The organism is Armatimonadota bacterium (genome assembly GCA_013314775.1).
Classification (GTDB): domain Bacteria; phylum Armatimonadota; class Zipacnadia; order Zipacnadales; family JABUFB01; genus JABUFB01.
This window is the reverse complement of sequence record JABUFB010000004.1, coordinates 21,119-47,542: the sequence shown is the minus strand read 5'-3', so window position 1 is coordinate 47,542 and position 26,424 is coordinate 21,119. Positions and strand designations below refer to the sequence as shown.

Here is a 26,424-nt window from a genome sequence, read left to right as displayed (position 1 = left end):
ACGACCTTCCTGTCATAAGGCGGAAAACCCGCCGGGTTCTGCGGCAGTCTACTGCGCGGCTTCCTTGAGGAGCGGGAACCCAAGCTCCTCGCGCTTGTCCACGTAGGCTTTCGCGATGCGCCCGGCCAGCCTGCGCACACGGGTGATCATCCCCGGGCGCTCGGTGATACTCACGGCGCCCCGGGCGTCCAGCAAATTGAAGGTGTGTGAGCACTTGAGCACATAGTCGTAGGCGGGCAGGGGCAGGCCGTTGTCCATCTGGGCGTAGGCTTCCTTCTCGTACATGTCGAACAGCGCCCAGAGCATTTCCACGTTGGCGGTCTCGAAGTTGTACTTCGAAAACTCGAACTCTTCCTCGAAACGAAGTTCGCCGTAGCCGATGGTGTCCGACCACTTGAGCTTCCGGTAGTCATCCACTTCCTGCAGATACATGGCCAGTCGCTCGGGGCCGTAGGTGATCTCGACGGTCACGGGTTTGCATTGGATGCCGCCCACCTGCTGGAAGTAGGTGAACTGGGTGATCTCCATCCCGTCCATCCACACTTCCCAGCCTACGCCTGCCGCACCGAGTGTTGGAGATTCCCAGTCGTCCTCGACGAAGCGGATATCATGCTCGCGCAAGCGGATGCCCAGGGCTTCGAGGCTTGCGAGATAACGCTCCTGAATATCATTGGGCGAGGGCTTCATGACAACCTGGTACTGGAAGTAGCGCTGGAACCGGTTAGGGTTTTCCCCGTACCGCCCATCAGTGGGACGCCGGCAGGGCTGAACGTACGCGGCGTTCCACGGTTCCGGCCCCAGGGAGCGCAGGAAGGTATCGCCGGACATAGTACCGGCGCCCATCTCAAGCTCGTAGGGCTGCATGACGGCGCATCCCTGGGCGGCCCAGAAGTTGCTGAGTGTGCCGAGAAGGTCCTGAAAAGTCATGTCTGCGGCCTCCCGCCGGGGTGGTAAGCGTTCCTCCAACTCCCGGGCATAACAAACGGCCCCGACGCATGCGCCGGGACGGTATGCGGGCGGGCCCCCGCCTCGCACGGTGCCCAGTCTACCAATCCAAAGCCCCAGCGTCAACGAGCGGGTGGCCTGGGGTCAGGAGCATCGGTTTTGCGGGATGCGTGCCGGCTGAGGCCGACTTGGCGTTCAGCGTGCCCTTCGCCCTGCGCCGTTGCCTCACAGCCCGCGGAGCGGGCGGCGGACTGTAGCCGGGGGCGGAATCCCCCGGGACTGCCGACCCGGGATGCGCCTGCAGGCATGGTGGCAAACGGTCTCGTCCCACTTGGTTATAATGACAGCAGGTTACCTTGCCGTGGAGCGGAACTGTCCTGATGATTGGGCCGTTATAGTGCATGGATGTCCGACCATCGCGCGCGAGATTGGATACCACAAGACCGAGGACCACGCACCCTCATGGGGCTCCAGATCAACCATCGACCAGCGAGCGCGCCGCGGGACATCGAACTGCGGCTCATGCAGCAGGGGTTTCGGCTCATCGCCGGGGTGGACGAGGTCGGCCGCGGCCCCCTCGCCGGACCGGTGGTGGCCGCGGCGGTGATCATGCCCGAGGACTTTCCCCTATGCGGGGTAGTCGACTCCAAGGCCCTGACCCGCGGCCAAAGAGAGATTGCGGCGGCGGAGATACAGAGCGCTGCGGTGTGCTGGTCGGTGGGGGTAGTGTCGGCGGCGGAGATCGATGCACTCAACATCCTGCGTGCCACCCATGAGGCGATGCGCCGGGCACTGGCGGCGCTCAGCCACCCCCCGGATTTCGCAGTGATCGACGGGCTTCCGGTACCGGGGCTGCCTGTGCCATCGGAAGCTGTAGTCAAGGGCGACAGACTCTGCTACAGCGTCGCAGCGGCGTCGATCCTGGCCAAAGTGCACCGGGACGCGCTGATGGTGGAGCTCGACGGACGATATCCCGGCTACGGTTTCGCTCGGAATATGGGCTATGCCAGCGCGGAGCATCGCGAAGCAATCCGGATGCGGGGGCCGTGTCCCGAACACCGCCGGAGTTTTGAGCCGGTAAAATCCCTTGCTCAGCGTGCTTTCGACCTATGACGAGACTGCGCAGATCTCCAGGGAGGGCCCACCGGTGACGAGAAAACGCGGGGCTTTCACTCTGATCGAGCTTCTCGTGGTCATTGCGATCATCGCGGTGCTCGCGGCCATCATCTTCCCTGTTTTCGCGCGCGCCCGGGAGAAAGCGCGCTCAACCACCTGCGCCAGCAATTTGAAGCAACTGGGACTTGCGATGAACATGTACTGCACCGACTACGATGGTCGCTTCCCGTGGGGCGTTGACCCCGCCGATCGGCTCACCCCCCAGATCTGGAACGGCTATCCGCAGTGGCAGGCGCAGATCCCCTATATGCCCTACCTTCACGAAGTGATTGACCCATACGTAAGAAACAAGCAAATCTGGGCCTGCCCCTCGGATGATGGATATGATGTCCTTGAAGACTCCGGGATACCCTTGATCGCGCACCCTAGTTCGTATGAGGCCTTCGGAACCAGCTACATGTGGCGCACTGAGATCGCCTTCCAGGGGGCCATGCCCGAGACTTTGCCCGACCCGGCGCGGGTAAACGTTCTTTTCGACGGGCATGGCAAGTGGCACGGGGGCAACGGTTTCAACGAGCGGCGTTGGAACATCCTCTTTGGCGACTTCCATGTCAAGAATGTTGGCCGCGAGACGTACGAAGAAGCATGGAGCACCGCTGTGCGTTGAATGGTGGGTGCGTCTCAGTCCTGCAGGCATCTGCGCGTCATCTATCTGTGTCCCGAGGGTGTCTGGACCGAACGAAGCCACGCGCTCTCGCTGTGTGGGTACGGGCTCCGCTGGACGAGCGCTTCCGGACCTGCCGAGATCACCCGGTCTCCGCGCTTGGCACGGGTTCCGCTGGCCCGGGAGGTGTTGGGACCCTGCGGGTGGGCCTCGTGCCTCACAGCTCGCGAAGCGGGCGGCAGCCTATAGCCGGGGGCAGAAGCTCCCGGATTGCCGTTCCGCGATGCGCTCTTACCCCCAACGCGAGCGACAGAAATGAATGATGAGAGCGCCGCGGGGTTGTGCCGTTTCCTCCGGGGGCTCTTGGGTAATCCTGCAGCACCTTCGTTGCCGGTTACGCATCCGGGAAGAGATGACGCCCCGACTCGACCCAACTCGCCTGTTTTCGGGGAACGCTTGAATAGTAACAAGCTTGCATATACCGGCAGATACAGGTAGAATCGGCAGTGGATCGTGGGCGACTGCCATTGGCGGCCCACGTTTCGCTTTGAACCGGACGCAGGGCGGGTAGAGGGGCGGGGTCTGACACTGATGACCCCGGGGGGGCAGAAGATGGGAGAGCTTCTGGTTGGGCCCTGTGCGCACGGTCATCCCGGGGCAGTCCTCTTCGCGCCCCGCCTGGCCACAACGGCAGGGATACCCGCGTGTCCGAAAGCACCTCGATGAACAGCCACCGTACCCATGGCCGCCGCACCAGCATGATCGCCGCTGCAGTGATGATGCTGGGCAGCTCCTACTTCGACATGGCTTGCGGGCTGGTGCGCGGCATTCTCGTGATGAACCTGCTTGGACCCACCGGGCGGGGCATCATGGGCCTCGTGGGTATGGCCCATAAGTACCTCACCCATAGCCATCTCGGCGTCTTGCACGGGATCAGCAAGGACCTCCCGCTCGCAATCGGGCGCAAGGACACCGCCGCGGTGGATGAAATCGAGGGCGTCGGCGCCGCCTTCGTGACCTTCACAGGCATTCTCGCGGGCCTCGGTATGGCCGTGTTCGGCCTCCTGATGGACTATGGGGTGGAGACGAAGGTCTCGCTGATCGCAGGTGGCGGAATCCTCGCTGCCCAGCAGGTGTACGCACTCTACCGGGTGGTGCTTCGAGCCTGGGATCGTTTCGGCACACTCGCCGTCGCCAGCGTAATCAGCACGCTCAGTCAGTTCGCCTTCATCCTGCTCGGCGCTGCGCTCTATCATGTGAGCGGCGCTATGCTGGGCTGGCTATTGGCCCTCATCATCAGCGTGGCCTACTTTGCCTACGGCAGCCGGTTCGTCATCCCCTGGCACATCGACTGGACAGTGGTCGCCCGACTGGTGAGCTCGGGATTGTTCATCGCCTTCATCATTCTCTCGGACACACTCCTGCGAACCGTCGACGGCCTGGTGATCGTCACATCCTATCCTGACAAGGTCTACAAGTTCGGACTCTATTCCGTGGCCGTACAGGTGGCGACATATCTCTACCGGATCCCAGAAGCCGGCGGCTTTGTGATCATGCCGCGGATCCTGCAGAGCTACGCCGCGAAGGATGACGTGGAGGGCGTACGGCGTCACGTCATGCTTCCCACCATCGCTTCGGCGACGATCCTGCCGGTGGCGGCCGGATGCGCCTTCGTCTTGCTGCCGCCCATGGTGCGCACGGTTGTGCCCAAGTTCGAGAGCGCCATCTACGCTGCCCAGATTCTGTCGCTGGCCAGCGTTCTGCTGGCCCTGCCCGTTGCCAGTAATACGCTGCTCATCGCCCTGAACAAAGACTGGTTTGTGGTGATGAACAAGTGTATTGGCGCCGCGGTCATCTGGGGCTTCGGCACCTGGTACGCAAGCCGGGGCGGGCATTTGAGCACGATTGCCATGGGCGCCGGGCTGGGCTACTTCGTCGCGAGTTTCATGTCGCTTTACGAAGTGCTGTCAAGGTACTACAGGCCTCGCAGCAAGATGCTCGCCCAGCTTGCCATGTGCTACCTGCCCCTGGCATGGTGCGTTGTCGCCTTGAAGGGCTCGGGCATCGCGGCGGATGCTCTTGTGCCCCACGTGGAACATGAGTGGCTGTCAGCGGGCATCCGGCTCTGCATGTTCCTCATCGCAGCCCTGCCTGTCATCCTTTATGGGAACGCGCAGACGCGCCTGCTGCACGAGGTTCTCCGGCTCGCACGCAAGACTCTGGACCAGCGCAACGGAAACAGGAACGACAAATAGCCCGTCTTGAACGTGGAAGACCAAGGAGACTGCCATGAGCGAGTACCGTGAGCTTCTCACACGCCTGTCCGACGTGAACGGCATCCCCGGTTTCGAGCGCCGGGTCGCTGCCATCGTGAAAGACGAACTGCAGGACATCTGCGAGATTCGCAACGACCGCCTGGGGAGCATCATCTGCCGGCTGAAGACGTCAGGTCCCGGGCCAAAGGTGGCCCTCGCCGGGCATATGGATGAAATCGGCTTCCTGGTGAAGCACATTGCCAAGGAAGGCACGATCAAGTTTCAGAATCTCGGCGGCTGGTGGGATCAGGTTCTGCTTGGACAGCCCGTGATTATCGAGACCCGCAATGGGCAGGTCCCCGGCGTTATCGGCGCAATTCCGCCGCATCTCGTGGACCCGGACAAGGCGAATACCGTGGTGAAGGCCGCCGACATGTTCATCGATGTGGGCGCGTCTGATAAGGAGACCGTGGAGAAGCTGGGTGTACGCCCCGGCGACCCCATCGTTCCCAGCGCCACCTGCATCAACCTGGCGGTGGAGAACCGCATGTTGGGCAAGGCCTGGGATGACAGGGTCGGCGTAGCCCTCTTCGTGCATGCACTGAAGCGGTTGAACGGCCAGAGCCTGCCCTGCGAAGTCTACGGTGTGGGGACGGTACAGGAAGAGGTCGGGCTGCGCGGAGCGACCACCTCAGCCTTCGCCATCAACCCCGACGTGGCCATCATCCTGGAAAGCGCCATCCCGGGCGACGTGCCGGGCATCAAGGAGGAAGACTCATCGGTGAAGCTGGGCGAGGGAGCCACCATCTACCTGATGGACGGCAGCATGATCGCTAATCCTCGCCTGCGAGACCTGGTCATCGACGTCTGTGAGCAGAACGAGATCAAGCATCAATTCGCCATGCTGTCACGCGGCGGGACCGACGGTGGCAGGTATCACCTGACTGCCGAAGGCGTGCCCAGCATCGTCCTCGGTGTCGCCGCCCGTCATATTCACAGCCACTTCGGCATCATCGACCTCAACGACTACGCGGTGACACTCGACCTGATCTGCAAACTGCTGGAGCGGCTGGATGCTGACACGGTGGCGAGCCTGACCGATCTGTAGCCTCTTTTTCGGGGCAGGAATGGAACCGGGGACGCGCATCAGTTGCCCGATGTTCGTCCCCGGTCCGCGTTCTGGCTATCTGCCGACGGTCAGCTCGAACTGCGCTGTCATTGGCTCATGCGCTTTGAGGTGCACTGGCTCACCGTTGAGCAGCGCATAGAAGAGATGCATCGTTTCCGGGCCGCCATCCAGCAGGAACGGGTTTTGCGGCAAGCCCGGATCTCCCGTGAAGCCCCCGACCGTCAGGCTCTTCCCCGGACCAGACAGACGGAACTCCACCGATCCCAGCTCTTCCTCCCGGCTCGCCTCATACACGCGCTTCCCCCGTTGGTCTCCCAGTCTCCCGGACGGGTTGCCTTCGCCGCCGGTCACACTCCACTGCTCGAAGCCCGTGAATGGGATGCGGTAAGCGAAGAATGCCCTGGTGTCCGGGCGGTCTGTGAGCGCCGTAACGCTCAGCGTGACCCGGATCCTGGGCGACTGGTCCACATCGTAACGGATGCGATAGGCTACATGCGGTCCCGGGATCGGCGCGGTCTGCACACCGTTCCACGACGGCCCGTGCAAGTGGCCCCAGAAGGTGATCTGCTTGCCCGTGTCTGTGTCGCGAACGCTCATGCGCGGGCTGGTGTCACCGTCGCTGGAAACGTGGTAGCGCTCCTTGAACAGCCCCCAATCGGAGTACACCTCGGAAGGTCCCTGCAGCCAGGATTGCTCATCGCCGGCCGCCGAGAGGTGTCCGATCGTTCCGCCGTGACGCCTTGCTAGAGCCATCCGGTAGTGGTCATTGTGCACCTTCACCCACAGGGGATCGACATCCACGAGCGACGCGGGCTCAGCCGATCGTCGGCGCAAGTCAGCGAGCAACGCCTGTCCGTCGGTTTGCTCCTCAATGCGGAAAGGCGTTTCGCCCGGGCGATAGTCCACAGTGATGGTGGCTTTCTCGCCCACGGAAGACGGATCGTCGATGCGCGCGTTCAGCACCCTGGGCATGTCGGTCATCACAACCCGCACCGCCCGGCCATCCGCCGCGATTGCCCCGAGCGACGGCTCGGCGCAGTTGTCCCACAGGCCGTTCTCGAAGGGCCTCCAGCAGCGCCACAATGGCGGCATAGTGGAGGCCAAAGTCTCGTTTTCTTTCGGCTTACGGTGGCGGTCGATGAAGGGGTCCGCCAGCAGGCCTTCGGCGGTCTGCACGAACCACTTCTGCACAGGCGCGAGCCGAACCGTAGCGCGGGTGGTCTGGGCATCGATTTGGGATATATCCACAGGCTCTGCCAGGTTCCCATCCTTAGCCGGAGCAGATGGGGCTGGATTCACCTGTGCCGGAAGCTCACGCAGGGCAATGATCCGCGGCCGGTACGCGGGGACTGCAACCGGCTGAGACAGGTCCACAGACTCGCCGGAGAGCGCATCAGTGGCTCTGCCAACCTGATTCGCCACATCCTGGGGCAACGTCACGCTGCAGGAGACGTCGGCGTCGCCCATGTTCACCAGCACCAACGTCTTGAGGTCGCCCATGGCCCGGAGGATCGGCAGCACCGCCCGGTCATCCACGGACACGCGGTCATAGTCCACGCTTCCCGAGCGCACTTCGGGCAACTCTCGTCGGGCTCTGAGCCACTGTCGGAGCTCCTCTGAGTACCCGATTTCTTGCTCCTGGTAAAGGAGCAGCACCCCGGGGATGAATGCCTGCACCGCAGTGATGGCCTGTGAGAGCCCCACGCCGAAGTAAGCCTGCGCAGCCACGCAGTCGTGGTTTTCGGTGAACCGCACCAGCGCGTTCAGCGCCCTCGGTGAATGTGTGGTCTGCTGGGCCGACAAGAACCGCCGCAGTTCCTGTACCCACGTCGCCCGGTCCGGGATACGTGTGGCCTCGCGACAGACCATGTACAGCGGATAGTCGAAGATCAAGTCAGCAGTGCTGAAATGCGCGGGCGACCCGGCTTCAGGGAGCATCACCGCATCCGGGTTGATCGCCCGGATCGCGTCCCGGATGAGCCCGTTTTGGCCCACTCCTCCGGCCAGCATCCCGGCGTTCATGTGCAGGCTCGTGCGGGGCTGCCAATTGGGTGTCTGTCCGGCCCCGCCGCAGTCCAGCCGGAAACCATCCGCGCCGAACTCGCGCACCCACCACGAGGTCAGGTCCACGATGTGCGCACGCCAGTCGGGGTCGGAGCAGTCCGCCGCGAGAACCGAGTCGCTCCAGGCCTTCATCCGGTTGCCTTCGCGATCCCGGTTCCAGACACTGTCCGGCAGATTCGCCACATCCGGGCTGTCCGGCGCGACGCCGTAAGTGACGAGGTCCATGAGTACGCGAATGTCTCTTGCATGCGCTGCTGATATGAAATCGCGCAGCTGTTCGGGAGTGGTCACCTGCGGGTCCATGTGGCGGAATCCCGGCAGGTGGTAGACCCACGGCGGCTTTTCGGAAACCGGCAGGATCCAGATGCCATCGACGCCCAGGTCCCGCAGGAAGGGGAGTTGGGCCTGTAGGTCGGGCATACGCGAGCCACGGTCACCCGCTCCCCAGGTCTCCAGCCTGCCCCACGGGTGGAGTTCCTGGATCACCGCGCCTTCGAGCCATGACGGGCGGTCCTCCGGCGGGCCGGGGTGCGCGAACTCGGCCAGCTTGGCACCGGCAGCGCGAACCGCCTCCTCACTTCCTTCCGACAGCGCGATCACTTGCTCCCCTGCGATGATGCTCTGGTCCTTCCCCAGCCGGGCGAGGGTGTGGAAGCGGTGCATCAGATTGACCGCGCCCGCAAGCTGCTCCACGGACACCAGCGCGGAATCCACGTGGAGTCGCCAGTTCACCAGCACTCCGGCCTTCGCCGATTCAGAGCGCGCCCAGGCGAGGCCCGTCTCCGACCACGTCCACCCACGCTCATGCAGCGCGACGCCTGGCTGGTTGTCGGCAAATGCTCTTTCGCGCACCGGGAACTCGCCCGGCACGCACCACAAAGCGTCTCCGCTGCCTTCGAAACGCACACCAGGCACGCGGAACGTGGTGCCGTTGATGAGCGCCGGAGTATCATCCAGGCGAGTGATGGTCGCGGTGCGCCGGATGATCAGCGCATCCGGCTCCAGCGTCCAGGTCTGCGCCACGCGCCAGCCGGGGGCCTCGGAAGTCGCCGTCACGGTTCCTGCAGCTTGGTCGATGACGGGAGCGCTGCCCGTCCACTGGGACGCATCGGGCCACTGGGCGCCCTCGATGGACGCCTCGAAATCCCGGGCAGAACCCGCGTCGATGAGATTGGCGCCGTCCAGGGCGAGCCCGGTCCATCTCCCCGCTGCGTCGAAGTCAAGGCGCAGGCGGCCCATTTCCAGACTTGCGGCCTCAGTGCCCGCCGTGGCGGCGATGAGAACCCCCGCGAGTAGCCATGTCACCTTCAGGTCACCCCGGTTCCTTGCGGCCGCGCGGACAGCCGCTTGGCCTCGTCAATCATCGCGTGCAGGTTCTCTTCGGGCGTCTCGCGGCCCACTTGATCGCCCGTGCCGAAGATCACCCGCGGAGTATGTTTGAAGGCTTCCCAGACTTCGCCCACTTCTCGCCGCACGTCGTCTTCGGTACCCCGGATGAGGGTCTCCACTGTGTGGATGTTCCCGTTCATGGTCACCTTGTCCGCAAGTAGCCGGGCCACTTCGCGCAGGCCCTCGAGACCCTGGACATCGCCCCCCGGCGGGCGTTCGAAGGGGCAGACACAGTCCAGTTCCAGTTCGGCGAAGTCCGCCAAAGTGTCCATGCAGCGTCCGTGGAAGTGGATATGCAGCAGTCGGCCGTGGGCATGGGCTTCCTTCGCGACGGCCTCAATCACCGGCTTGTCCCACTCCCGCCAGATTGCCGGACTGATCAAGGAATTGCAGCTCCACGAGCAGCCGATAAAGAAGCTCTCTACCGGAGTACGCTCGCAGATCACCCGGGTCTTGGACACCATGTGGTCGATGAAACGCTCCTGCAGGCCCTTGAGCAAGTCGCGATGGTCCCACAGGTCGAAGATGGTGGTCTCCAGCGCACCCTCGCGGTTGCCGCCATAGAAGTCCACAAAGGGCACGCCGACCATGGCTTCCAGCAGATACGACTCGCCCACTTCCTCCCAGGCCCTGACGAGTGGCGCGACATCGGTGTTCTCCGGGTCGGGCAGGGCGTGTATCTCGAAGGCCGGCAAATCCCGCTCGGGCTCCTTGATCAGCCGCTCTGTGACCCAACCCGGCTCCTCGCGGTCCAGGAGCGACGCACAAGTCAGGTCGCCGCGGGGAGTGTGAATAGTGCTGCGGATCTCCAGGCGGGTGTCGCTGATCCAACGCTCTTGCGCGTCGCCTGTCACCTGATCATTGCCAATGGGTGCCAGGCCGATGCCCCAGCCCTCGCAGTCGAAGGCCTCGAATGTGCGCTGGAGGGCCTGATGGAAGGGCACTTCGCGCTGAAACTGGATCATGTCCACCCCGAGGAGCTTCGCAGGGTAGTAGTACCAGAACTCGGGTGCAACGGGTGCGCGGTCGCTGTATTCACCGCGATAGGCATTGAGCATCCGCTGCTTTGGGGTGAATGCGGAGATGTTGCCGGTCATGAGTGGTCACCCTGGTCTCGGGATGTCGCTCGCAAGAGAGAGTTCCCCGTTCGGGTCGGAAGGCCTCCCGGAAGGGTCGGCGCCGGACCGAGGGGAACAAAGACCCGTTCGCTTCCAGGAGGAATGCAGTATGGCCCGCGAGTCCATCACGCAATCCCACGCGCAGCTTGCCATCAAGCTCCGCATGGCAGTGCGGCGCGATGCGAGACTTCGCGCCGGGTGACTACGTGGACCTGCACTGGGAAGCTGACACCCGGACGCTCATCGCCCGGGGACACGAGGCCAGGGTGGATGCATACCGTCTCCCTTGGGCGCCGATGACGCGGCACGCAGTCATGCCGTCGTTCCGGGCAGATTGGCGACCAGACAGTTGCGCCCCGCGACGCCCGAGTGATACACATTGGCAAGTCGCTGCAGGGCCGGCAGGTAGGGGCTGTCAACGGGAAGCCAGTACGTGGGGTCGCCGTTACCCTGGGACACCTGCAACACACCGCCCGAGACCAGTGATTCGAGCCCCTGGGCCAGTTCGTCCAGGGGATACCGCAGCCGCAGATGGAAACCCTCCAACGTCTCGCAGGCAGTGGGGTCACGCTTGAGCAGCATGAGCACGCATAGCCCTGCCCGGTTCCACGCGCAGGCCAGCAGCGCACGTAGTTCGGGATCGAGTACCGGGCCTAAAATCCGGCCCAAACGGGTGGTGAGCGCGGGTATCTCGCCCGTGTACTGCCGTCGAGCCATTCTCTGGTCCACCATGTTCATCACCCCGCATGTTTGCTCGGACGCTTGGATACTATTCCCGGATTGTTTCGCGAACGTTTCGCGCGACATACGAGTCTTCGAGGAAATGTGACGGTCCGCGCGCTTCCGGCCCTTGATTTCGGCTGCATTCATTTATATAATTGGGTGATATTTTCAACCAGATGGAACGTCTACCTGGCCAGATGGTGTTCTTAATGGGCATGCCGTAACATCTAAGGAGATGGTTATGCGGACAGTGGCGATCCCCGTTGCTCTGCTGATGATGTGCCTGGTCTCTGCCGGCTGGGCCGAACCAATCGCAGACACGAAGCCGCAGGCGTCGATCAAGTGGGCGGCGAGCCTCGAGGAGGCGCTCGAGCAGGCGGAAAAGGCCGCGAAGCCTGTTTTCGTGGATGTCTACTCCGACCTGTGCTACTACTGCAGCAAGATGCACCGCGAAGTCTTTCCAAACCGCAAGATTATCGATCTGAGCACCAAATTCGTCTGCGTCAAGGTCAATGCGGATAAGCGCAAGGATGTGCCCCGCAAGTACAACGTGGGCCCGCTGCCCACTTACCTGTTCTTGACAGCCAAGGGTGACCTTGTCAGCCAGTCCGTGGGATATCTGCCCGTAGACCCGTTCAGCGTGAAGATGCAGCGGGCGCTTGAGCTGTTCGCGGCACAGGCAGAGCTCGCGGAGCTCAAAGTGAAGCGCGAGGACGGCACCGCAACGGGTGCGGAGCTGGTCCGCCTCGCATATCTTCTCCGGCGCTCTGAGAAGATCGGTGAAGCCCGGGCAGTGGCGACTGAGGCCATCGCGGCCCTTCCCGAGGCTCATGCGGCGCTTTCAGACGCCAAGCTTGAGCTTGCTCTGGCGCGCCTCGCAGATGAGGAACGCGGCGCATCAGCCGCCATCGAGGAGTGGATTGCGGTCAATCCTGACAGCGCGCGACGCTGGGAGGCCAAGTACGAGCTCGGCATGGCCGAGGCGCACGCGAACCGTCTGGCAGCCGCCGCGAAGCTGTTCAACGAGGTCATCCGCGGCAGCCGGGACAGCGAGTTCGGCATCATGGCGGCGCACTACTCGAAGATTATCGATGACATCCTCGCCTGCCCCACCGGCGGAGGGTGAGGTTAGCCCCAGACCGGGCCGGTCGGTCCGGAAGCGAAGGTCAAGAACGGACCCGCGGTGAACTGCCGCGGGTCCGTTCACTTGGGGGGACCGTTGAGGAGGCCACCATGAACTGCATCTGGATCACCGTGGACAGCTTCCGGCAGGACCACGTCGGCTGCTACAGGCCGCAAGGCACAACCGATCCTACCGCGCCCGGGTTCAAGGTCCACACGCCGAACATCGATCGCCTGGCCGCTCAGGGGGTGATGTGCGAGCGACTGCGCAATGAGGCTTTGCCAACTGTACCCGCCCGCAGGGGGATGTTCACCGGGCGCCGCGTGTTCCCGTTCGCTGAAGAGCCGACCCACAAGGGCATGTACATCACGCTCCCGGGCTGGCGACCAATTCCCCAGAACGATGTGACCGTCGCCGAGCACCTGTCGGCCAACGGCTATACCTGCGCTCTCATCTGCGACTGCTACCATCTCATGAAACCCTCGCAGAACTTCCACCGCGGTTTCCAGTGTTTCCAGTGGGAGCGCGGCCAGGAATATGACATGTACCAGAGTCAGCCCTTGCCGGAAGGCTATCTTGCGCGGTTTCTCAAACCAGGGACAGAGCTGACGGAGGCAAGGGCGCGTGTGCTCACCCAGTACCTGCGCAACCAGATGTACCGCGAGGGTGATGAGGACTACCAGGCGGCGAAGACTTTTCGTTCAGCCATCCGATGGCTGGAGCGCAACAGTGGATCGTGCCCTTTCTACCTGCACATTGAAAGCTTCGACCCCCACGAACCGTGGGAAGCGCCACGCCGGTTCATCGACATGTATGACCCCCGCTGGGACGGCCCGGAGTTGATCTACGCCAATCTGTACCGAAGAGAAATGCTCACCGATGAAGAACACCACCATGTTCGCGCAAGATATGCCGCGGAATGCACTATGGTGGACTACTGGATTGGTCGGTTGCTGGACACAGTGGAGTCCCTCGGACTGGCCGATGACACTCTGATCATCCTGTTGTCCGACCATGGCAAGATCATCGGCGAATGGGGCTGCTACGGGATGCCCCAGTCGTGTACTGGCCTGGAACTCAATGCGGTGCCGTGCATCCTGAGACATCCTGCTGGTGAGAACGCCGGCACACGGTTCGCGAGCTGGCTCTACAACACGGACGTGACGGCCACCATGCTGTCTCTGCTGGGCCTTCCTGACAAGCCTGAGACGGACGGCAAGGACTTCTGGCCGGCGGTCGGGGCGGGTCTTGAGTTCAGGGATCACGCAGTCGTGGGGCACGGCGAGTTCGTGTCGGTGTGGGAGCAAGACTGGCTGTACCTGCTGGATACCCAGCGCGGCGAAGACGCCCTGTATCATCTCGGAGAGGATCCCTTCCGGCAGACGGACCTATCCGAAAGATATCCGGCGGACCGCCACCGTCTAGAGGAGCGAGTCAAATGGCTGACAGGATCCGCATAGCGAGGGCACAGCGGGTAAAATTGAATTTAGATTGAATGGGATTTGAGAATCATCTGATGTACCACGGTTATTCTATAGACCATAACTCGGGCATACCATTGCCCGGGGTCGGGGGGAAGCAGGTCTCGGGCCGGTGAGCGATCGGGGGGTGCTCACCGGCCGGGGGGGGCAGACCCGCGACTCAAGTCAGTGGATGATGTGCTCCTTCGTCCACGTCACTCCGGGGGGCGGGTGAAAATACGACCAACCGGGGCAAGGTCCAGGCGCGGGCGAGATGAAGACCGCGCACGATCCGGCCCTTAGCGCGACGAGACGGGGGGACACGTCTCGAGATGGTACCAGCGCAAACGCCGCCCCTGCGAGGGGGCGGCGTTTGCTTCTGCCGGCGGTTTGCCGACCAGTTCATACCGGTGCGCGACCGCTATAGTGTGGGGTCCCACTTAACCCAGATCGGGTCGGCGCTCGAGCGCGGGTTGGGGGTGACCCAGCTGTCAAGCTTCTCGGCCTTCGCATGGCCATCTACGAAGCCCATGTTGAGCATATCATTGTGGCGCGGGTCCGGCCGGTAGTCGTTGTCCGTTGTGCTCGGGTCCGGGGCCATCAGGTAGTAGTCGCAGTCCGCGATCATCGGCATCTCCGCGGGCGCCTTAACCTTCGCGAGGGCGTTCATCGGCGGTTCGTTGTAGTACCGACCCAGCCAGCGGTTGTACCCGTAGGAAGCGCCATTTGCCCAGAAGTAGCCTCCGGTGTAACGACCCATCTCGCTGGGGCAGTTGTAAATGCCGGCATTCTTCGTATACGGGTAAATCATGTGGATCCACAGCCAGGCGCCAGCGCCGGCGGTGGTGCCGTCCGGGAAGGTGCGGGTTCCGGCAATGTTGTAGTAGTTCATCGGGAAAATGTCGTCGTAGTCCCCTGCATACATCAGAACACCGAGGGCAAGTTGTTTCACATTGGACAGACAACTGGACTGGCGCGCTTTCTCCCTTGCCCGGGCGAATACGGGGAAGAGAATAGCAGCGAGGATCGCGATAATCGCAATCACGACCAACAGCTCGATGAGTGTGAAACCGCGGCGCATGGCATCAGTCTCCTTTTCGGTTGCCCCCATCTGGGGTTTCTCGGGCCTCGACAACGCTATGGTGACGCAGCCGTGTTTCCGACTTACTTCGCGACAACACCGCACAACTAGACGTCTCGTCTCATGGGTCTCCTTCCCGGCCGGGCGTCCACTGATGTCAGCGGCCGCAGACGCCAGCCCGGGTCGTCACTCTCCATCAGGATCGAGCCCACCAGTACGGCATCCACACCCGCATCTGCCAGTCTCTGCACATCTTCGACCCCATTGATACCACTTTCACTCACCAGCACACGGTCCTCGGGCACAAGGTCCGCGAGCGAGATCGTATGCGCCAGGTCCACCTTCATGGTCTTCAGGTCGCGGTTGTTGATTCCGATCACCCGTGCCCCGGCGCGCAGAGCACGGTCGATCTCCTGCGCTCCGTGGGTCTCCACAAGCACTCCCATGCCCAAGTCTTGGGCGAGGGTCATTAGAAGGCGCAACTCCAGGTCAGTAAGCATTGCGACGATGAGCAGGATGGCGTCGGCCTCAAGCGCCCGGGATTCGTATACCTGGTAGTCGTCGAAGATGAAGTCCTTCCGCAGCACGGGAAGCGGCATGTAGCTGCGCGCGCGATGAATCATGAAGCCCTCGCCGCCGAAGTACTTCCCCTCCGTCACGCAGCTAATGGCAGAGGCGCCGTTGCCCGAATACTCCTGGGCCAGGACCCGTGTATCAAGAACCTGTTCGAAGGGCCCGTGGCTGGGGCTGGCATGCTTGACTTCCGCGATCACCTTGACCTTCGGACCGCGCAGCATGGCCTCGAAGTTTCGGGGTGGGTCGTTCCGCGCGATACGCTCCTGGAGAGCCGCCAAGGGAACGCGTTGCTTCAGTTCGGCGATTTCCCTGCGTCGGTTGGCGACGATGTCATCCAGCACTGTGCCGGTCATCGGGTTATCCGCATGATGCCTGTCTGGTCCCAACGTTCGTCCTCACTTTTCTTGAGCGCTCCGGTGGAAGGTGCCCGTTCCCGCACCCACTACTGACCCCGGCAAGTCTCTCGCACGGCTGCAAGACTTGCCAGCGCTGCCCCGGATTGAACCGCCTCGCGCGCCATCAGAATGCCGTCTTGAATGTCCGCCGCCTTGCCCCCCACGTAGATCGCAGCCGCCGCGTTGAAGATCACGATGTCCGCGGCGGGTCCCTCCTGACCTTCCAGGACAGATGCGAGTATCGCGGCCGAACGCTCCGGGGTGTCACCTGCGAGCGCTTCGGCACTTGCAGGCGCGATGCCGTACTGCTCCGGGGAGTACAGGGCGCTGTGGATGTCTCCATTGCGAACTTCAGTGACCTGGGTATCGCCGTAGGTGGATATCTCGTCCATCCCCACCATACCGTGGACGACCAGGGCGTGCTCGGACCCCATGAGATGCAGCGCCGTGGCGATCAACTCGGTGTACTGCGCCCCTGCCACTCCCACAACGAACCGGCTTGCGCCGGCGGGGTTTGTGAGGGGGCCAATCAGGTTGAAGACGGTGCGCAGGCCGATTTCCGCGCGCGCATGGACCACGTGCCGCATCGCGGGATGAGATGACGGTCCATAGAGAAAAGCCAGACCGGCTTCATCAAGGCACCGCGCGGCGTCGCGTGTCGCACCGGACAGGTCAACGCCAAGCTCCCGCAGCACGTCGGCGCTGCCGCAGTGTCCGGCGACTGGTCCGCTGACCTGCTTGGCGACGGGGACGCCACACGCGGCGGCGACAATGGCCGCGCCGGTGGATATGCTGAATGTGCGCACTGATCCGCCCCCGGTGCCGCAGATCTCGACTATCCCACGGGTATCGCAGGGAACGCCCACAGCTCTGTCACGCACCGCCAGCGCCAGACCGGCGATTTCCTCAGCAGTCTCGCCTTTCATCCGCAGTGCCGTCAACAGGGCCCCAACCTGAGCGCCGGTCGCCCGGCCGTCCAGGATGGCGCCCAGAGCATCTCGGGCCTGCGACAGACTCAGGTGCTGGTGGCTGACAACGTGCCGGATGCAGTCCTGCAATACAGACATCGCGAAGACCTCCGCCCGCCCGAAGCAGCAGTGACCGATATGGTTATCACCGCACTCATGTAACGCAGCCAGGCAATTGTTGCATACCACAGGTGAGACGGTCAACTTGGTTCGCAGACTGGCCAGGAGCAACCGTCTTGCGGGATTGGCTGAAGCCGAATTCCCGTGCAGCGTACGCTCCGCCCGGAGCCGTTGTCTCACAGCCCCGGAGCGGGCGCCAGCTTGTAGCTGGGTGCGGAATCCCCCAGATTGCCGCCCAACGTTCCGCCTTGAGCCCCTGACGAAGGCGACAGACCCTTTCCCCCTCCCCGGAGCGCGCCGCCCATTCGAGACATGTGGCCCGCTAATGAGGCCGGAATCCTCGGTTTCCGCCGAGGGCTGCAGGCCGCGGCTCCAACACCGCGGGTACCAGACGCTACCTGCAATAGAATCAGGCACGCATCCCGTGGATCGATGGTTCTGCGTGCACGGGGTGCGTCCCTCGAGAGTAGGCTAGTTCGGTCGATCCGCAGACTCGTCTCATTCTTCGGGTGTACCCGGCAACTAACATAGACGCCGCCGTTCCCTCAAAGTTCGCGCAGCGGGAAGCAGCCTCCGGACACCGGCGCTCCAAAGCCACCCAGAGAGCGGATGATTTCGTCAGGCCAGACACGCTCGGGGCACCGATAGATGACGCGTAGATGCCCCGGGAAAAAGAAAGGCAATCCGCAAACTATTTCAGGTTTCACGAGGAGGTGCACGATGGGTGTCGAACTAGTTAGGACAGGTCTTGGGATTTGGCGCGGATCTGCGGGTATTGTCGGGCATTCATGAGAGGAGGCTCGTCGATGCCGTGGCGATGGTTCGTCGCTGCGATCCTTGAAGTATTGTGTCTTGCGCTGGCTTGTTCGGGGGGATGCGGAAAACAACAGACCGACCAGTCAGTGGCGCCGGGCGGGACGATGGGCATCCCAGGCGCCGGGCAGGAGGGATCTGTAGTGGCGTTCTCACTAACCAGCCCAGCCTTCAAGAACGGCGATCGGATTCCCACCAAGTACACTGCGGACGGGGCCGACGTTTCGCCGCCTCTAGAGTGGACTGATCCCCCCGAGGGAACGAAGCAGTTCGCACTCCTGTGCGACGACCCCGACGCGCCGGTAGGCATCTGGAATCACTGGGTGATCTACGGATTGTCGCCGGAATTGCGCAAGCTGCCGGAGGGGATCGCGAAGACGGAGAAGCTGTCCCATCCTCGCGCGACTCAAGGAAGCAATACGTGGCCCAAGACGGGCTATTGGGGCCCCGCGCCTCCCAAGGGACAGACCCACCGCTACCAGTTCAAGCTCTATGCGCTCAGCACTGAGCTGGAGCTGGACCCGGGGGCCACGCGTGATGAGTTGCTCGCGGCCATGGAAGGTTCCATACTCGCGATGGCGATGCTCGAAGGCACGTACTCGCGTTGAAGGAACGTGGTGAGCGGAACGCAGCAGCCCACCTCCTGTTGTCGGAGGCGGGCTGCTTTTTTTCGCGCACCGCGACACGAATGGGCTATTTGACGGTAACGGTCTTCGCCAGATTGCGCGGCTGGTCGATGTGCTCGCCGCGCAGGTCCGCCATGTGGTAAGCCAAGAGCTGCAGCGGGATGGCGATGGTAATCGGCGATACGTACTCGTGGGTCTTCGGCACGTAGATCATGTCGTTGGGCTGGCTGGCCACGTCGGACGGGTCCGCGTCGGGGTCCACGCCGGTCTGGGCGATCTTGGTGTCGCCATCGTAGGTCACCGCGATCAGCGGGCCGCTGCGGGCCTTGATCTCCATGATGTTGCCGATCATCTCATCGTAGGTCGGGCCCTCGCAGGCGATGGCCACAACGAACATGTCGGGGCAGACCAGGGCGATGGGACCATGCTTCATCTCGCCGGCGGAATATGCCTCGGCGTGGATGTAGCTGATCTCCTTGAGCTTGAGAGCGCCTTCCATGGCCGATGGCAGATTGATCCCGCGGGCCAGGTAGAGAGCATTGGGCTTCTCGTAATGCTTCTTCGCGAGTTCGATGATATCGTCCTCGCGCTTGAGGAGTTCCTCGGCCTGCTCGGGAAGCTTGAGCAGCCACTCCTTGATCTCGCGGATCTCCTCCGGGCTGGCTGTGCCGCGGACTTCGGCGAAGTAAAGCGCGAGCAGTTCGATGGTGAGAATCTGCAGGGTGTAGGCCTTGGTGGAGGCGACGCCGATCTCCGGTCCCGCCTGGATGTAGGCCACCCCGTCGCTCTCGCGAGCGATGGAGCTGTCAACCACGTTGATGACGCCGATAACCTTGGCGCCCTTGCGCTTCATCGCGCGCAGGCCCTCGAGGGTGTCGGCGGTTTCACCGGACTGGCTAACCACGATGCAAAGGGTATCGTCCAGGACAACGGGATCGCGCTGCTGCAATTCGGCGGCGAGGTCGGCTTCCGCAGGGATCCGTGCCAGCTTGTCCATGAGGAACCGACCGACGACCCCTGCGTGATACGCGGTGCCGCAAGCGGTGAAGACAACTTTCTTCAGATTCTTGATCTCATCAACCGTCAGCCCGATGTTTTCGAAAGTAATGGGCTTGTCGGCGCTGCTCAGACGCCCCGCGAGACACGCGCGAATGGCGTTGGGCTGCTCGTGGATCTCCTTGTGCATGAACTTCTTGTGCCCGCCCTTTTCGGCGGCATCCGCAGGCCAGGGAATCTCGTAGACCTCGCGGTCAATCGGGTTGAGTTCCAGATCGGTTATCTCAATGGCATCGCGGGTGATGCGGCACAGTTCATCGTCGCCGATGACGTAGACCTTGTCGGTCTCCGCACGGATCGCGCCCATGTCCGAGGCGATGTAGTTCTCGCCCTCACCAATGCCGACCACCAGCGGGGAGAAGCGGCGGACGGCGATCATCTCGTCGGGGCTGTCGGCGCAGATGATGCCGAAAGCGAAGGCGCCCTGCAGGTCGAGGACGGCCTTGCGTGCGGCTTCGCGCAGGTCGCCATCGTAGTACTTCTGCACTAGGTGCGCCATGACTTCGGTGTCGGTCTGGCTCTTGAATACGAAGCCCTCGCTCTCAAGCTGGGCACGCAGTTCCTGATAGTTCTCGATGATCCCATTGTGGACAACGGCGATGCGGCCGTTGGTGCTCAGGTGGGGGTGGGAGTTCTCCACGGAGGGCTTCCCGTGAGTGGCCCACCGGGTATGGCCGATGCCCAGGGTCCCCAGCAGTGGGTTCTGCTCCAATGTCGCCTGCATGATATCCAGCTTGCCCACGACCTTGCGCACGTCCAGTTCGCCCTGATCGGTGACCACGGCGATACCGGCTGAGTCGTACCCGCGATACTCAAGCCTGCGAAGCCCTGCCAGACAGATGGCCGGAGCTTGCCTTCTGCCGATGTATCCGACGATTCCACACATCCTGCGTCCCTTCTTTCGATTTCACAATTGCTCTCATGCAGATTCGGTAGGCATCGGCCCTGGCGCGACGCGCTTATTGACACGCTCGTGTCGCGCCCGTGTCGCGCCGTTGATTCTCCGCATGCGCCCCGAACGGCAGCCTGAGGCGAAAACCGTGCAATTATACTCACAGGCGACACTGAACACAAGCGTCACTCGAGCAAAGAGAGCCCCCGCCCGACGCGGGAATCTGGCCAAAGCGGCTGCCCCGCCGGCTTAGGGTATTTCCGCTATTGATTATCGGAATCAGGGGAAAGACCACATCGACGTAACAACTTACATAGATTTATTGACATTTCTTTCTTTTTATCTACAATAGCGGCCACAACATATCGGAAAGTAGACGATGATGTCTGATCTGCGTTCGGGTGGTTGCCATGCACAATCGGCCAGGTGCAGCACTCGAAGTAAGGGCCTTTCTGTTCATCTTTTTCGTGCTTGCCGCGTCGTGGGTGTATGCCATGATCTGCTGGCATGTTCCCTGGATGACCTGGTAGGCGCGTAACCGGTTTCCCCGGGACTCCCTCCCCCACCAGACAACAGGGGGCGCCGTCGCTAACCCGGGGGCAGAGGCATCACGTGACGGCGCTCCCGCCCAGAAGCCGGACGGACGGGACAACTCCCTCGGACCCCAGCTTCCAAGCCGTCTCGGGCAATGAAAACGCCGCGGTCCCTGCAACCGCAGCGTTTTCGCACTTGTCGGTCGCCCCCCGTGCCCGTGCTACTTCTCCATGGGGATAATAACCCCCCGCATGATCACGTCCTGGGCGAAGATGAACACGATGAGCGTTGGTATCGCTGCCAGAACCAGTGCTGCGTACACCATGGACTGGGGCGCCCAAGACTGCATCTGCTGGAGCCAGACCATGAGCGTCCACATGTTCTTGTCCTGGCAGACGACGAAAGCCCACAGAAAGGAGCCGTACGCAAGGGTAAAGGCATGCAGTCCGATGACTGCGAGAACCGGTTTGGACATGGGCAGGCAGATACGCCAGAACATCTGGGTCTCGGATGCCCCGTCCAGTTCCCCCGCCTCGTAAAGGTCGCGCGGGAGGCTGTCGAAGAACCCCTTCAGAAGGAAGATCGAGAAACCGTTGGCCGCGCCGGGCAGAATCAGTGCGAAGAAGGTATTGAGCATGTGCAACTGTTTCATGAGCAGGAAGTTGGGGATCGCCGTGACTTCCGGGGGGAAGGCCATGGTGGCCAGGAAAAAGAGCAGGATCTTGTACGTCGCGGGAAGGTCATAACGACTCAGCGCGTAGGCGGCGAGCGGGTTGATGGTCAGCGTGAGCAGGACCGTGCAGACCACCAGAATCAGGGTGTTGCGCATGGCTCGCCCGTGCACTGAGATGTAGGCGATCACGTCGCGGTAGTTGCGCGAGATGAAGTCCTTCTTGATGGCCCTCTTGTCCGCGAGCATGTACTTCCATTGGGCCTCGCGCACGGGGATTTCCACGTCATCATAGCTCGAGTATCGGGTCCCATAGGCCGCGTTTACGGCGGCGATATCATCGCCGTACTTGCCGCGCAGATAGTTGCGGTAGCGGACCTGCGGGGTGTCGAGGCGGATAAACTGGGGCGATACGCCCGCGTCATCTTCCAGGAACATGCCCCAATCCGCGGCAAGAATGCCGTCCCAGGGGTAGCGCGCGGAGAGTTTGACATCCTGCCAGTTCACATCCGAACCCAGTCCGAGAACATTCTTGTAAGCTGCGCGCAGGAAGCTCAGGTCATTCTGATAGCGTTTCTGCAGCCAGCGGGTGAACTCCGCCTGTGCCCCGGGTTCGAATACCACAAACTGGTAGGGGATTTCCTTGCGGACATAAGCCAGCCAGTCCTTGGCGAAGTTGGCGTTGCCTGTGGGATAGCGTTCGGGTAAGTGGATTTCAGACAGCCGAGTGATCGGCCTGCCGTAGCGCTTGGCGTAAGTCTCGGGCTTTCCGGGGTCGCTGCCGTCCTCAAGCTCCTGGTTGAGCAGAAACTCCGCGAACATGCCCTCGACGGGGGCCGGGAGGTAGAAACGGTTGGGCAGGCCCTGCTTGAACTCCATCATCTCCTTGTGGCGCAGGTCCTTGAGCGGGTGAAATACCCTCTTGTGCCATTCCTCGCGGCGCAATTGCAGGTCAAAGTACTCGCGGTCCTCTCTGTACGCCTTGTTCATCAAGTTGATATCGTTCTTGTAGCGGCTGCGCAGAAAGGCGGCATAGCGGTGGGCGCCTTCAAGGCTGATCTTGGGCTTCGACACCGAGTAAGCGTGAGCGGTGAAAGTGTAGGTAAGCGGGAGTTGCTTGATCCATGCGTCGTAGTCCTCGAATCGCTTATCACTGACCTGCTCCGGCGGGGTCACATCCAGGAAGTCCCCGATATCCTCGCCTGTGCTGTAGTTGTACAGCACCGGATCCTCATTGAAGGCGCTCTCCATGTACTTCTGAAACAGCGCGGCGTCGCTGTAGAAGTAGGCAGGGACGAGCCGGAAATCGTGGGAGTCCACGTTGCTGGTGAACGAGCTGCTCACCATGAGCCAGAAGGGGACGACCATGGTGATCGCCCCCAGTGACAGGACCAGATAGATGGCTGCGATGAGCAGCCGCTGCTTGGGCGCCTGGCGTCCGACGACGGCGATGTGTGGCATCTGGGGACCTCCGGAACGGCACGTCAACGTGTATAGAGCCGAGGCTCCTTCTGTTCGAGTGAATGCGTCGGCGGGCTAGTCCTTGGCGCTGGCCGTGCGGAACTGCAGGCGGCTCAGGATGCGCAGCTGCATGACCGTGAATCCGATGAGCAGCGACCCGAGTACCCACGCCATCGAGACCGCGAAACCGTATTTCAGGTACATGTATGCGTTGCGCCAGATCTCCAGACCGAGAACCAGAGTGGCGTTCGCAGGCCCGCCACCGGTCATGATGAAGATCGCTTCGAAGGCCCGGAACGCCGCGATGAAAGCGCCTACGAAGTTGATGATGATCAACGCCCGCAGGAAGGGGATGGTGATGGTCCAGAACTTCGTCCAGAAGCCGCCACCATCCAGGTCCGCGGCCTCATACATCTCCTCGGGGATCGAGCGCAGCGCGGCCAGGTAGATGATGCAGCCAGGCCCCATCCCCGCCCAGATCTGGGGCAGGATCACGCAGACCATAGCCACCGCGGGGAACATGGGCACGCCGAAGACCGGGGAGGCATCGTTGAGGAAGTCCTGCACGTCGGCCCTGAAGAACTCGGGCCAGACCGCCTTGACGCCGTAGCCAATGATCCCGATCGCGACCACCGACCAGACTAAGCCGGCAATCTTCCAGACGACGTACCGAGGGTTCCCCGGAATGCCGCCAAGACCCAGGCTTCCGAGCTGCGCCCACCATGGCGGCCTCTCAGACTGCTTCGGGTTCGTGCTCAACAACAGAAAACCGAGCGAGGCCGCGAGCCCGGCGAGTATGAGCACCCACACCCCGGTGTACCGGATGCCTTGCACAAGCACGATTACGCCGATGATCATCCAGACCACCGAGGCGATGGCGTTCATCACATACCAGATGCGGGTCGCGCGGGCGCCGGAGGAGCGAACGTAGAGCATCGGCGGAATGATCCCGTATGCGAGCCACATCCACCAGGAGACCCGTTCGGGCTCGCGCTCCCTGCCGTGGTGGAAGCTAGTCGCCATGCCCAGTGCGATGCCCGCGATGAGCAGAACCATGAGTTCTTGCACGATCTCGGAAGCCGGGCCATATACCTTATTCAGGAACCCTGCCTGGCTTGGATCGTAGAACTGCTTCCACAGCATGAAGATAACGACACCGGTAGTGACCGCGGGCAGGTAATACATGGTGCGGTAGAAGACCTTCGCCCGGGGCACTTCGTGCAGCAGCAGCGCTAGGCCGATGGGCGCTGCGAAGCCGAACCCGATCATCATTGCAGCGTACCAGAGCGTGCGATACATGGTGAGCCAAAAGTCCTTCGAGAAGAAGGCCTCGGTAAAGTTCTGCAGGAAGATCCACCTGGCACCCAGGATGATGCGATAGTCCTGGAATGCCATGAGCGTGCCGCGCGCCAAGGGATAGTACTGCCACAGGCCCACGAGACAGATGGCCGGGAGCAGGATGAGCCATGCGTACATGTAGCGCTTCTGCTTGTAGCCTACGGTCTCGGTTTTCGCGCCGGATTCCTGGGATTTGATCTGCGTGGTGTAGTGCGAAAGGCTGGTGCGCATAAGGAGCACGAAGGCGATGCCCATGAACAGGACCGCGAGCCCGGTGACGATGGTGCGGATACGCTGCACCTCGGGCGGGACGCGGCCCAGGAGCTTGGCGTTGGTGGCCGCGACCTCCTTCTTGAGGATCGCGCGGATGTCGTCGCGGGTCGGTGCGTCCAGTTGCAGCGAGCGCTCAAGCGGCACTGTCATCTCGACATAGATGAGCTGGCAGTTCTTCCCATACGGCTCCGGTTTCGAGTTCGCAATCGTCTCCTTGAGCACCTCGGCCCACCCCTTGGGCACCTCGCGCAGGTACTCCTCGTAGCCGAACTCTCTGAGCCAGTCGGGATTCACGAACTTCGCGAACCCCGCGTCGATGAAGGCCTTGGTCTTGATGCGTTTCGCCTCGGTGGAGGCGTAGAAACGGATGTAGTCCCAGGCGGCCTTGCGCACCTCCGGGTCGGTGATTGTGGAGTTGATGCCGTACATCGTGGCGTTTATCTCGGAGTGCCGCTTCCCCGTTGGGCCTTTTGGGACAGGACAAATGCCGACCTGGTTGGGGTTCACCTGCGCGATGTACTCGTCGCGCAGGTACTGAAACATCATGCCGATCTTACCCCTCTGCCAGCCCAGGCTCCCCGCCGGGTCGCCGTCAACAACGCCCTCGTACAGACGCTGTTTCTTCTTCAACTCGTCCACTGTGTAGGTGCGGCCGCACTTGGGGCAACGGACTTCACTGGCACCGCGCTCGAACACGCACGGTTCATCATCATCCTCACAGCGCGTCCATCGCCCGCGCCGAAGCTGCCAGTAGTAATCCACCGCTGTAACGGCGCCCTCGTCATCGTATGCCGCGCGCCACTCGCCGTTCTCGTCCTGCACGACGGCGTCGCTGCCCGCTGACCACAGGAAGCTCATGAAGTTCCACGCCGCGCTGCCTTTGGTGTACATGCCCAGCCCATAGATGCCGTCTTCGGGCCGGGTGATGCGCAGAGCGTAGTCGTACATCTCATCCCAGGTCTGTGGAGGCTTATTGGGGTCCAGACCAGCGCGCTTGAAGAGGTCCTTGCGATACTGCAGGGACATGACCACGACGCCGTAGGGAATCGACCACACGTGCTCCTTGCCGTCCGGGCCCTCCCGCCGGATGACCTCCCAGACCTGAGGCGGGATCAACTTGTCGAGGTCCTCTTCCTTCTGCCACTCTTCCACGTACTCATCCAGGGGGTGCAGGAATCCCTGCGAAATGTAGGTCTCGGACTGCCTGAAATTGACGTAGAGAACCTCCGGGGCAACGCCGCCCGCCATGGCCATGAGCGGGCCGGAGTCCATGGCGCCCACCCCCTCGACCACCAGCCCCTCGAAAGGCAGGAGTTCCACGTTGGGATGGGCATCGCGGTACGCGTCGGCGATGGCGAGAATTGCCTTCTGGTCCGGAGTGACCGCCATGTCGCGGGTTGGGAGAAACTGAACCTTGAGGGTGATCTTCTTCGCGAACGCCGGCTGGGTGGGGGCGAAGAGAAAGGCCCCGCACACAGCAAGCGCCGCTGCCAGCTTGACGCGGCGCAATTTGAACGCCTCCTGCCGTGGTGGGAAGTGAGCCTGGAGCTCAATGATCAGGGCGGATCTGAAGTATACACACCAGCGACGTGTCGGGCAAGCGTGCATGGAAGCGCCGAGACCGTCCGCCGACCG

Annotated in this window: 17 protein-coding genes; 7 read left to right on the top strand and 10 right to left on the bottom strand. The window is 62.4% G+C overall.

The window, feature by feature from the left end:
* Positions 1 to 48 precede the first annotated feature (48 nt).
* Entirely contained in the window at positions 49 to 927 is an 879-nt protein-coding gene (glyQ, locus tag HPY44_04290) for a glycine--tRNA ligase subunit alpha (protein ID NSW55206.1), read from the bottom strand.
* A 540-nt stretch (positions 928 to 1,467) separates the two neighbouring features.
* Here glyQ and HPY44_04285 point away from each other — a divergent pair.
* The 4 genes from HPY44_04285 (at position 1,468) to HPY44_04270 (ending at position 6,088) form a co-directional block, all read left to right on the top strand.
* Positions 1,468 to 2,058 carry a ribonuclease HII gene (locus HPY44_04285; protein ID NSW55205.1) on the top strand — a complete coding sequence of 197 codons (591 nt, stop codon included), beginning with the start codon at positions 1,468 to 1,470 and terminating at the stop codon, positions 2,056 to 2,058.
* A gap of 13 nt (positions 2,059 to 2,071) precedes the next feature.
* Positions 2,072 to 2,728, top strand: coding sequence for a DUF1559 domain-containing protein (locus tag HPY44_04280; protein NSW55204.1), 657 nt, complete (start codon positions 2,072 to 2,074; stop codon positions 2,726 to 2,728).
* Positions 2,729 to 3,429: 701 nt separating this feature from the next.
* Positions 3,430 to 4,980: a hypothetical protein gene (locus tag HPY44_04275; GenBank protein NSW55203.1), complete on the top strand. Its 1,551-nt coding sequence runs from the start codon at positions 3,430 to 3,432 to the stop codon at positions 4,978 to 4,980.
* A 34-nt stretch (positions 4,981 to 5,014) separates the two neighbouring features.
* On the top strand, positions 5,015 to 6,088 hold the full coding sequence (locus HPY44_04270; protein ID NSW55202.1) for a M42 family metallopeptidase: 1,074 nt from the start codon (positions 5,015 to 5,017) through the stop codon (positions 6,086 to 6,088).
* Between the two features lie 75 nt (positions 6,089 to 6,163).
* On the opposite strand, the gene HPY44_04265 is transcribed toward HPY44_04270, so the two are convergent.
* From HPY44_04265 to HPY44_04255, 3 genes are all read right to left on the bottom strand, one after another.
* The gene (locus HPY44_04265; protein ID NSW55201.1) at positions 6,164 to 9,478 is read right to left on the bottom strand and encodes a hypothetical protein; all 3,315 of its coding nucleotides are present in this window, start codon (positions 9,476 to 9,478) and stop codon (positions 6,164 to 6,166) included.
* A gap of 2 nt (positions 9,479 to 9,480) precedes the next feature.
* The gene (locus tag HPY44_04260; protein ID NSW55200.1) at positions 9,481 to 10,659 is read right to left on the bottom strand and encodes a hypothetical protein; all 1,179 of its coding nucleotides are present in this window, start codon (positions 10,657 to 10,659) and stop codon (positions 9,481 to 9,483) included.
* 333 nt (positions 10,660 to 10,992) lie between these two features.
* A complete protein-coding gene (locus tag HPY44_04255; GenBank protein NSW55199.1) occupies positions 10,993 to 11,397 on the bottom strand; it encodes a hypothetical protein in 405 nt (134 codons plus the stop codon).
* A 247-nt stretch (positions 11,398 to 11,644) separates the two neighbouring features.
* On the opposite strand from HPY44_04255, the gene HPY44_04250 reads away from it, so the two are divergent.
* Positions 11,645 to 12,529, top strand: coding sequence for a thioredoxin family protein (locus tag HPY44_04250; GenBank protein NSW55198.1), 885 nt, complete (start codon positions 11,645 to 11,647; stop codon positions 12,527 to 12,529).
* Positions 12,530 to 12,636: 107 nt separating this feature from the next.
* Positions 12,637 to 13,986 carry a sulfatase gene (locus HPY44_04245; GenBank protein ID NSW55197.1) on the top strand — a complete coding sequence of 450 codons (1,350 nt, stop codon included), beginning with the start codon at positions 12,637 to 12,639 and terminating at the stop codon, positions 13,984 to 13,986.
* Positions 13,987 to 14,407: 421 nt separating this feature from the next.
* Here HPY44_04245 and HPY44_04240 read toward each other — a convergent pair whose 3' ends face one another.
* The 3 genes from HPY44_04240 to trpD all read right to left on the bottom strand — a co-directional run bounded on the left by HPY44_04240 (position 14,408) and on the right by trpD (position 17,105).
* Complete coding sequence (locus HPY44_04240; GenBank protein ID NSW55196.1) at positions 14,408 to 15,067, bottom strand: DUF1559 domain-containing protein; 660 nt, start codon at positions 15,065 to 15,067, stop codon at positions 14,408 to 14,410.
* 107 nt (positions 15,068 to 15,174) lie between these two features.
* On the bottom strand, positions 15,175 to 15,996 hold the full coding sequence (gene trpC / locus HPY44_04235) for an indole-3-glycerol phosphate synthase TrpC (protein ID NSW55195.1): 822 nt from the start codon (positions 15,994 to 15,996) through the stop codon (positions 15,175 to 15,177).
* Positions 15,997 to 16,085: 89 nt separating this feature from the next.
* Positions 16,086 to 17,105 carry an anthranilate phosphoribosyltransferase gene (gene trpD, locus HPY44_04230; GenBank protein ID NSW55194.1) on the bottom strand — a complete coding sequence of 340 codons (1,020 nt, stop codon included), beginning with the start codon at positions 17,103 to 17,105 and terminating at the stop codon, positions 16,086 to 16,088.
* Between the two features lie 941 nt (positions 17,106 to 18,046).
* Here trpD and HPY44_04225 point away from each other — a divergent pair.
* Positions 18,047 to 18,547: a YbhB/YbcL family Raf kinase inhibitor-like protein gene (locus HPY44_04225; protein ID NSW55193.1), complete on the top strand. Its 501-nt coding sequence runs from the start codon at positions 18,047 to 18,049 to the stop codon at positions 18,545 to 18,547.
* Positions 18,548 to 18,632: 85 nt separating this feature from the next.
* On the opposite strand, the gene glmS is transcribed toward HPY44_04225, so the two are convergent.
* From glmS to HPY44_04210, 3 genes are all read right to left on the bottom strand, one after another.
* Positions 18,633 to 20,507 carry a glutamine--fructose-6-phosphate transaminase (isomerizing) gene (glmS, locus tag HPY44_04220; GenBank protein ID NSW55192.1) on the bottom strand — a complete coding sequence of 625 codons (1,875 nt, stop codon included), beginning with the start codon at positions 20,505 to 20,507 and terminating at the stop codon, positions 18,633 to 18,635.
* A gap of 760 nt (positions 20,508 to 21,267) precedes the next feature.
* Complete coding sequence (locus HPY44_04215; protein ID NSW55191.1) at positions 21,268 to 23,178, bottom strand: ABC transporter permease subunit; 1,911 nt, start codon at positions 23,176 to 23,178, stop codon at positions 21,268 to 21,270.
* 75 nt (positions 23,179 to 23,253) lie between these two features.
* On the bottom strand, positions 23,254 to 26,298 hold the full coding sequence (locus HPY44_04210; protein NSW55190.1) for an extracellular solute-binding protein: 3,045 nt from the start codon (positions 26,296 to 26,298) through the stop codon (positions 23,254 to 23,256).
* Positions 26,299 to 26,424 lie beyond the last annotated feature (126 nt).

What these genes read in the sequence shown, in the direction of transcription:
- glyQ (NSW55206.1), bottom strand. Translation starts at nt 927, where the DNA reads ATGACTTTTCAGGACCTTCTCGGCACACTCAGCAACTTCTGGGCCGCC.
- HPY44_04285 (NSW55205.1), top strand. Translation starts at nt 1,468, where the DNA reads ATGCAGCAGGGGTTTCGGCTCATCGCCGGGGTGGACGAGGTCGGCCGC.
- HPY44_04270 (NSW55202.1), top strand. Translation starts at nt 5,015, where the DNA reads ATGAGCGAGTACCGTGAGCTTCTCACACGCCTGTCCGACGTGAACGGC.
- HPY44_04260 (NSW55200.1), bottom strand. Translation starts at nt 10,659, where the DNA reads ATGACCGGCAACATCTCCGCATTCACCCCAAAGCAGCGGATGCTCAAT.
- HPY44_04255 (NSW55199.1), bottom strand. Translation starts at nt 11,397, where the DNA reads ATGGCTCGACGGCAGTACACGGGCGAGATACCCGCGCTCACCACCCGT.
- HPY44_04250 (NSW55198.1), top strand. Translation starts at nt 11,645, where the DNA reads ATGCGGACAGTGGCGATCCCCGTTGCTCTGCTGATGATGTGCCTGGTC.
- HPY44_04245 (NSW55197.1), top strand. Translation starts at nt 12,637, where the DNA reads ATGAACTGCATCTGGATCACCGTGGACAGCTTCCGGCAGGACCACGTC.
- HPY44_04240 (NSW55196.1), bottom strand. Translation starts at nt 15,067, where the DNA reads ATGCGCCGCGGTTTCACACTCATCGAGCTGTTGGTCGTGATTGCGATT.
- trpC (NSW55195.1), bottom strand. Translation starts at nt 15,996, where the DNA reads ATGACCGGCACAGTGCTGGATGACATCGTCGCCAACCGACGCAGGGAA.
- trpD (NSW55194.1), bottom strand. Translation starts at nt 17,105, where the DNA reads ATGTCTGTATTGCAGGACTGCATCCGGCACGTTGTCAGCCACCAGCAC.
- HPY44_04225 (NSW55193.1), top strand. Translation starts at nt 18,047, where the DNA reads ATGGGCATCCCAGGCGCCGGGCAGGAGGGATCTGTAGTGGCGTTCTCA.
- glmS (NSW55192.1), bottom strand. Translation starts at nt 20,507, where the DNA reads ATGTGTGGAATCGTCGGATACATCGGCAGAAGGCAAGCTCCGGCCATC.
- HPY44_04215 (NSW55191.1), bottom strand. Translation starts at nt 23,178, where the DNA reads ATGCCACACATCGCCGTCGTCGGACGCCAGGCGCCCAAGCAGCGGCTG.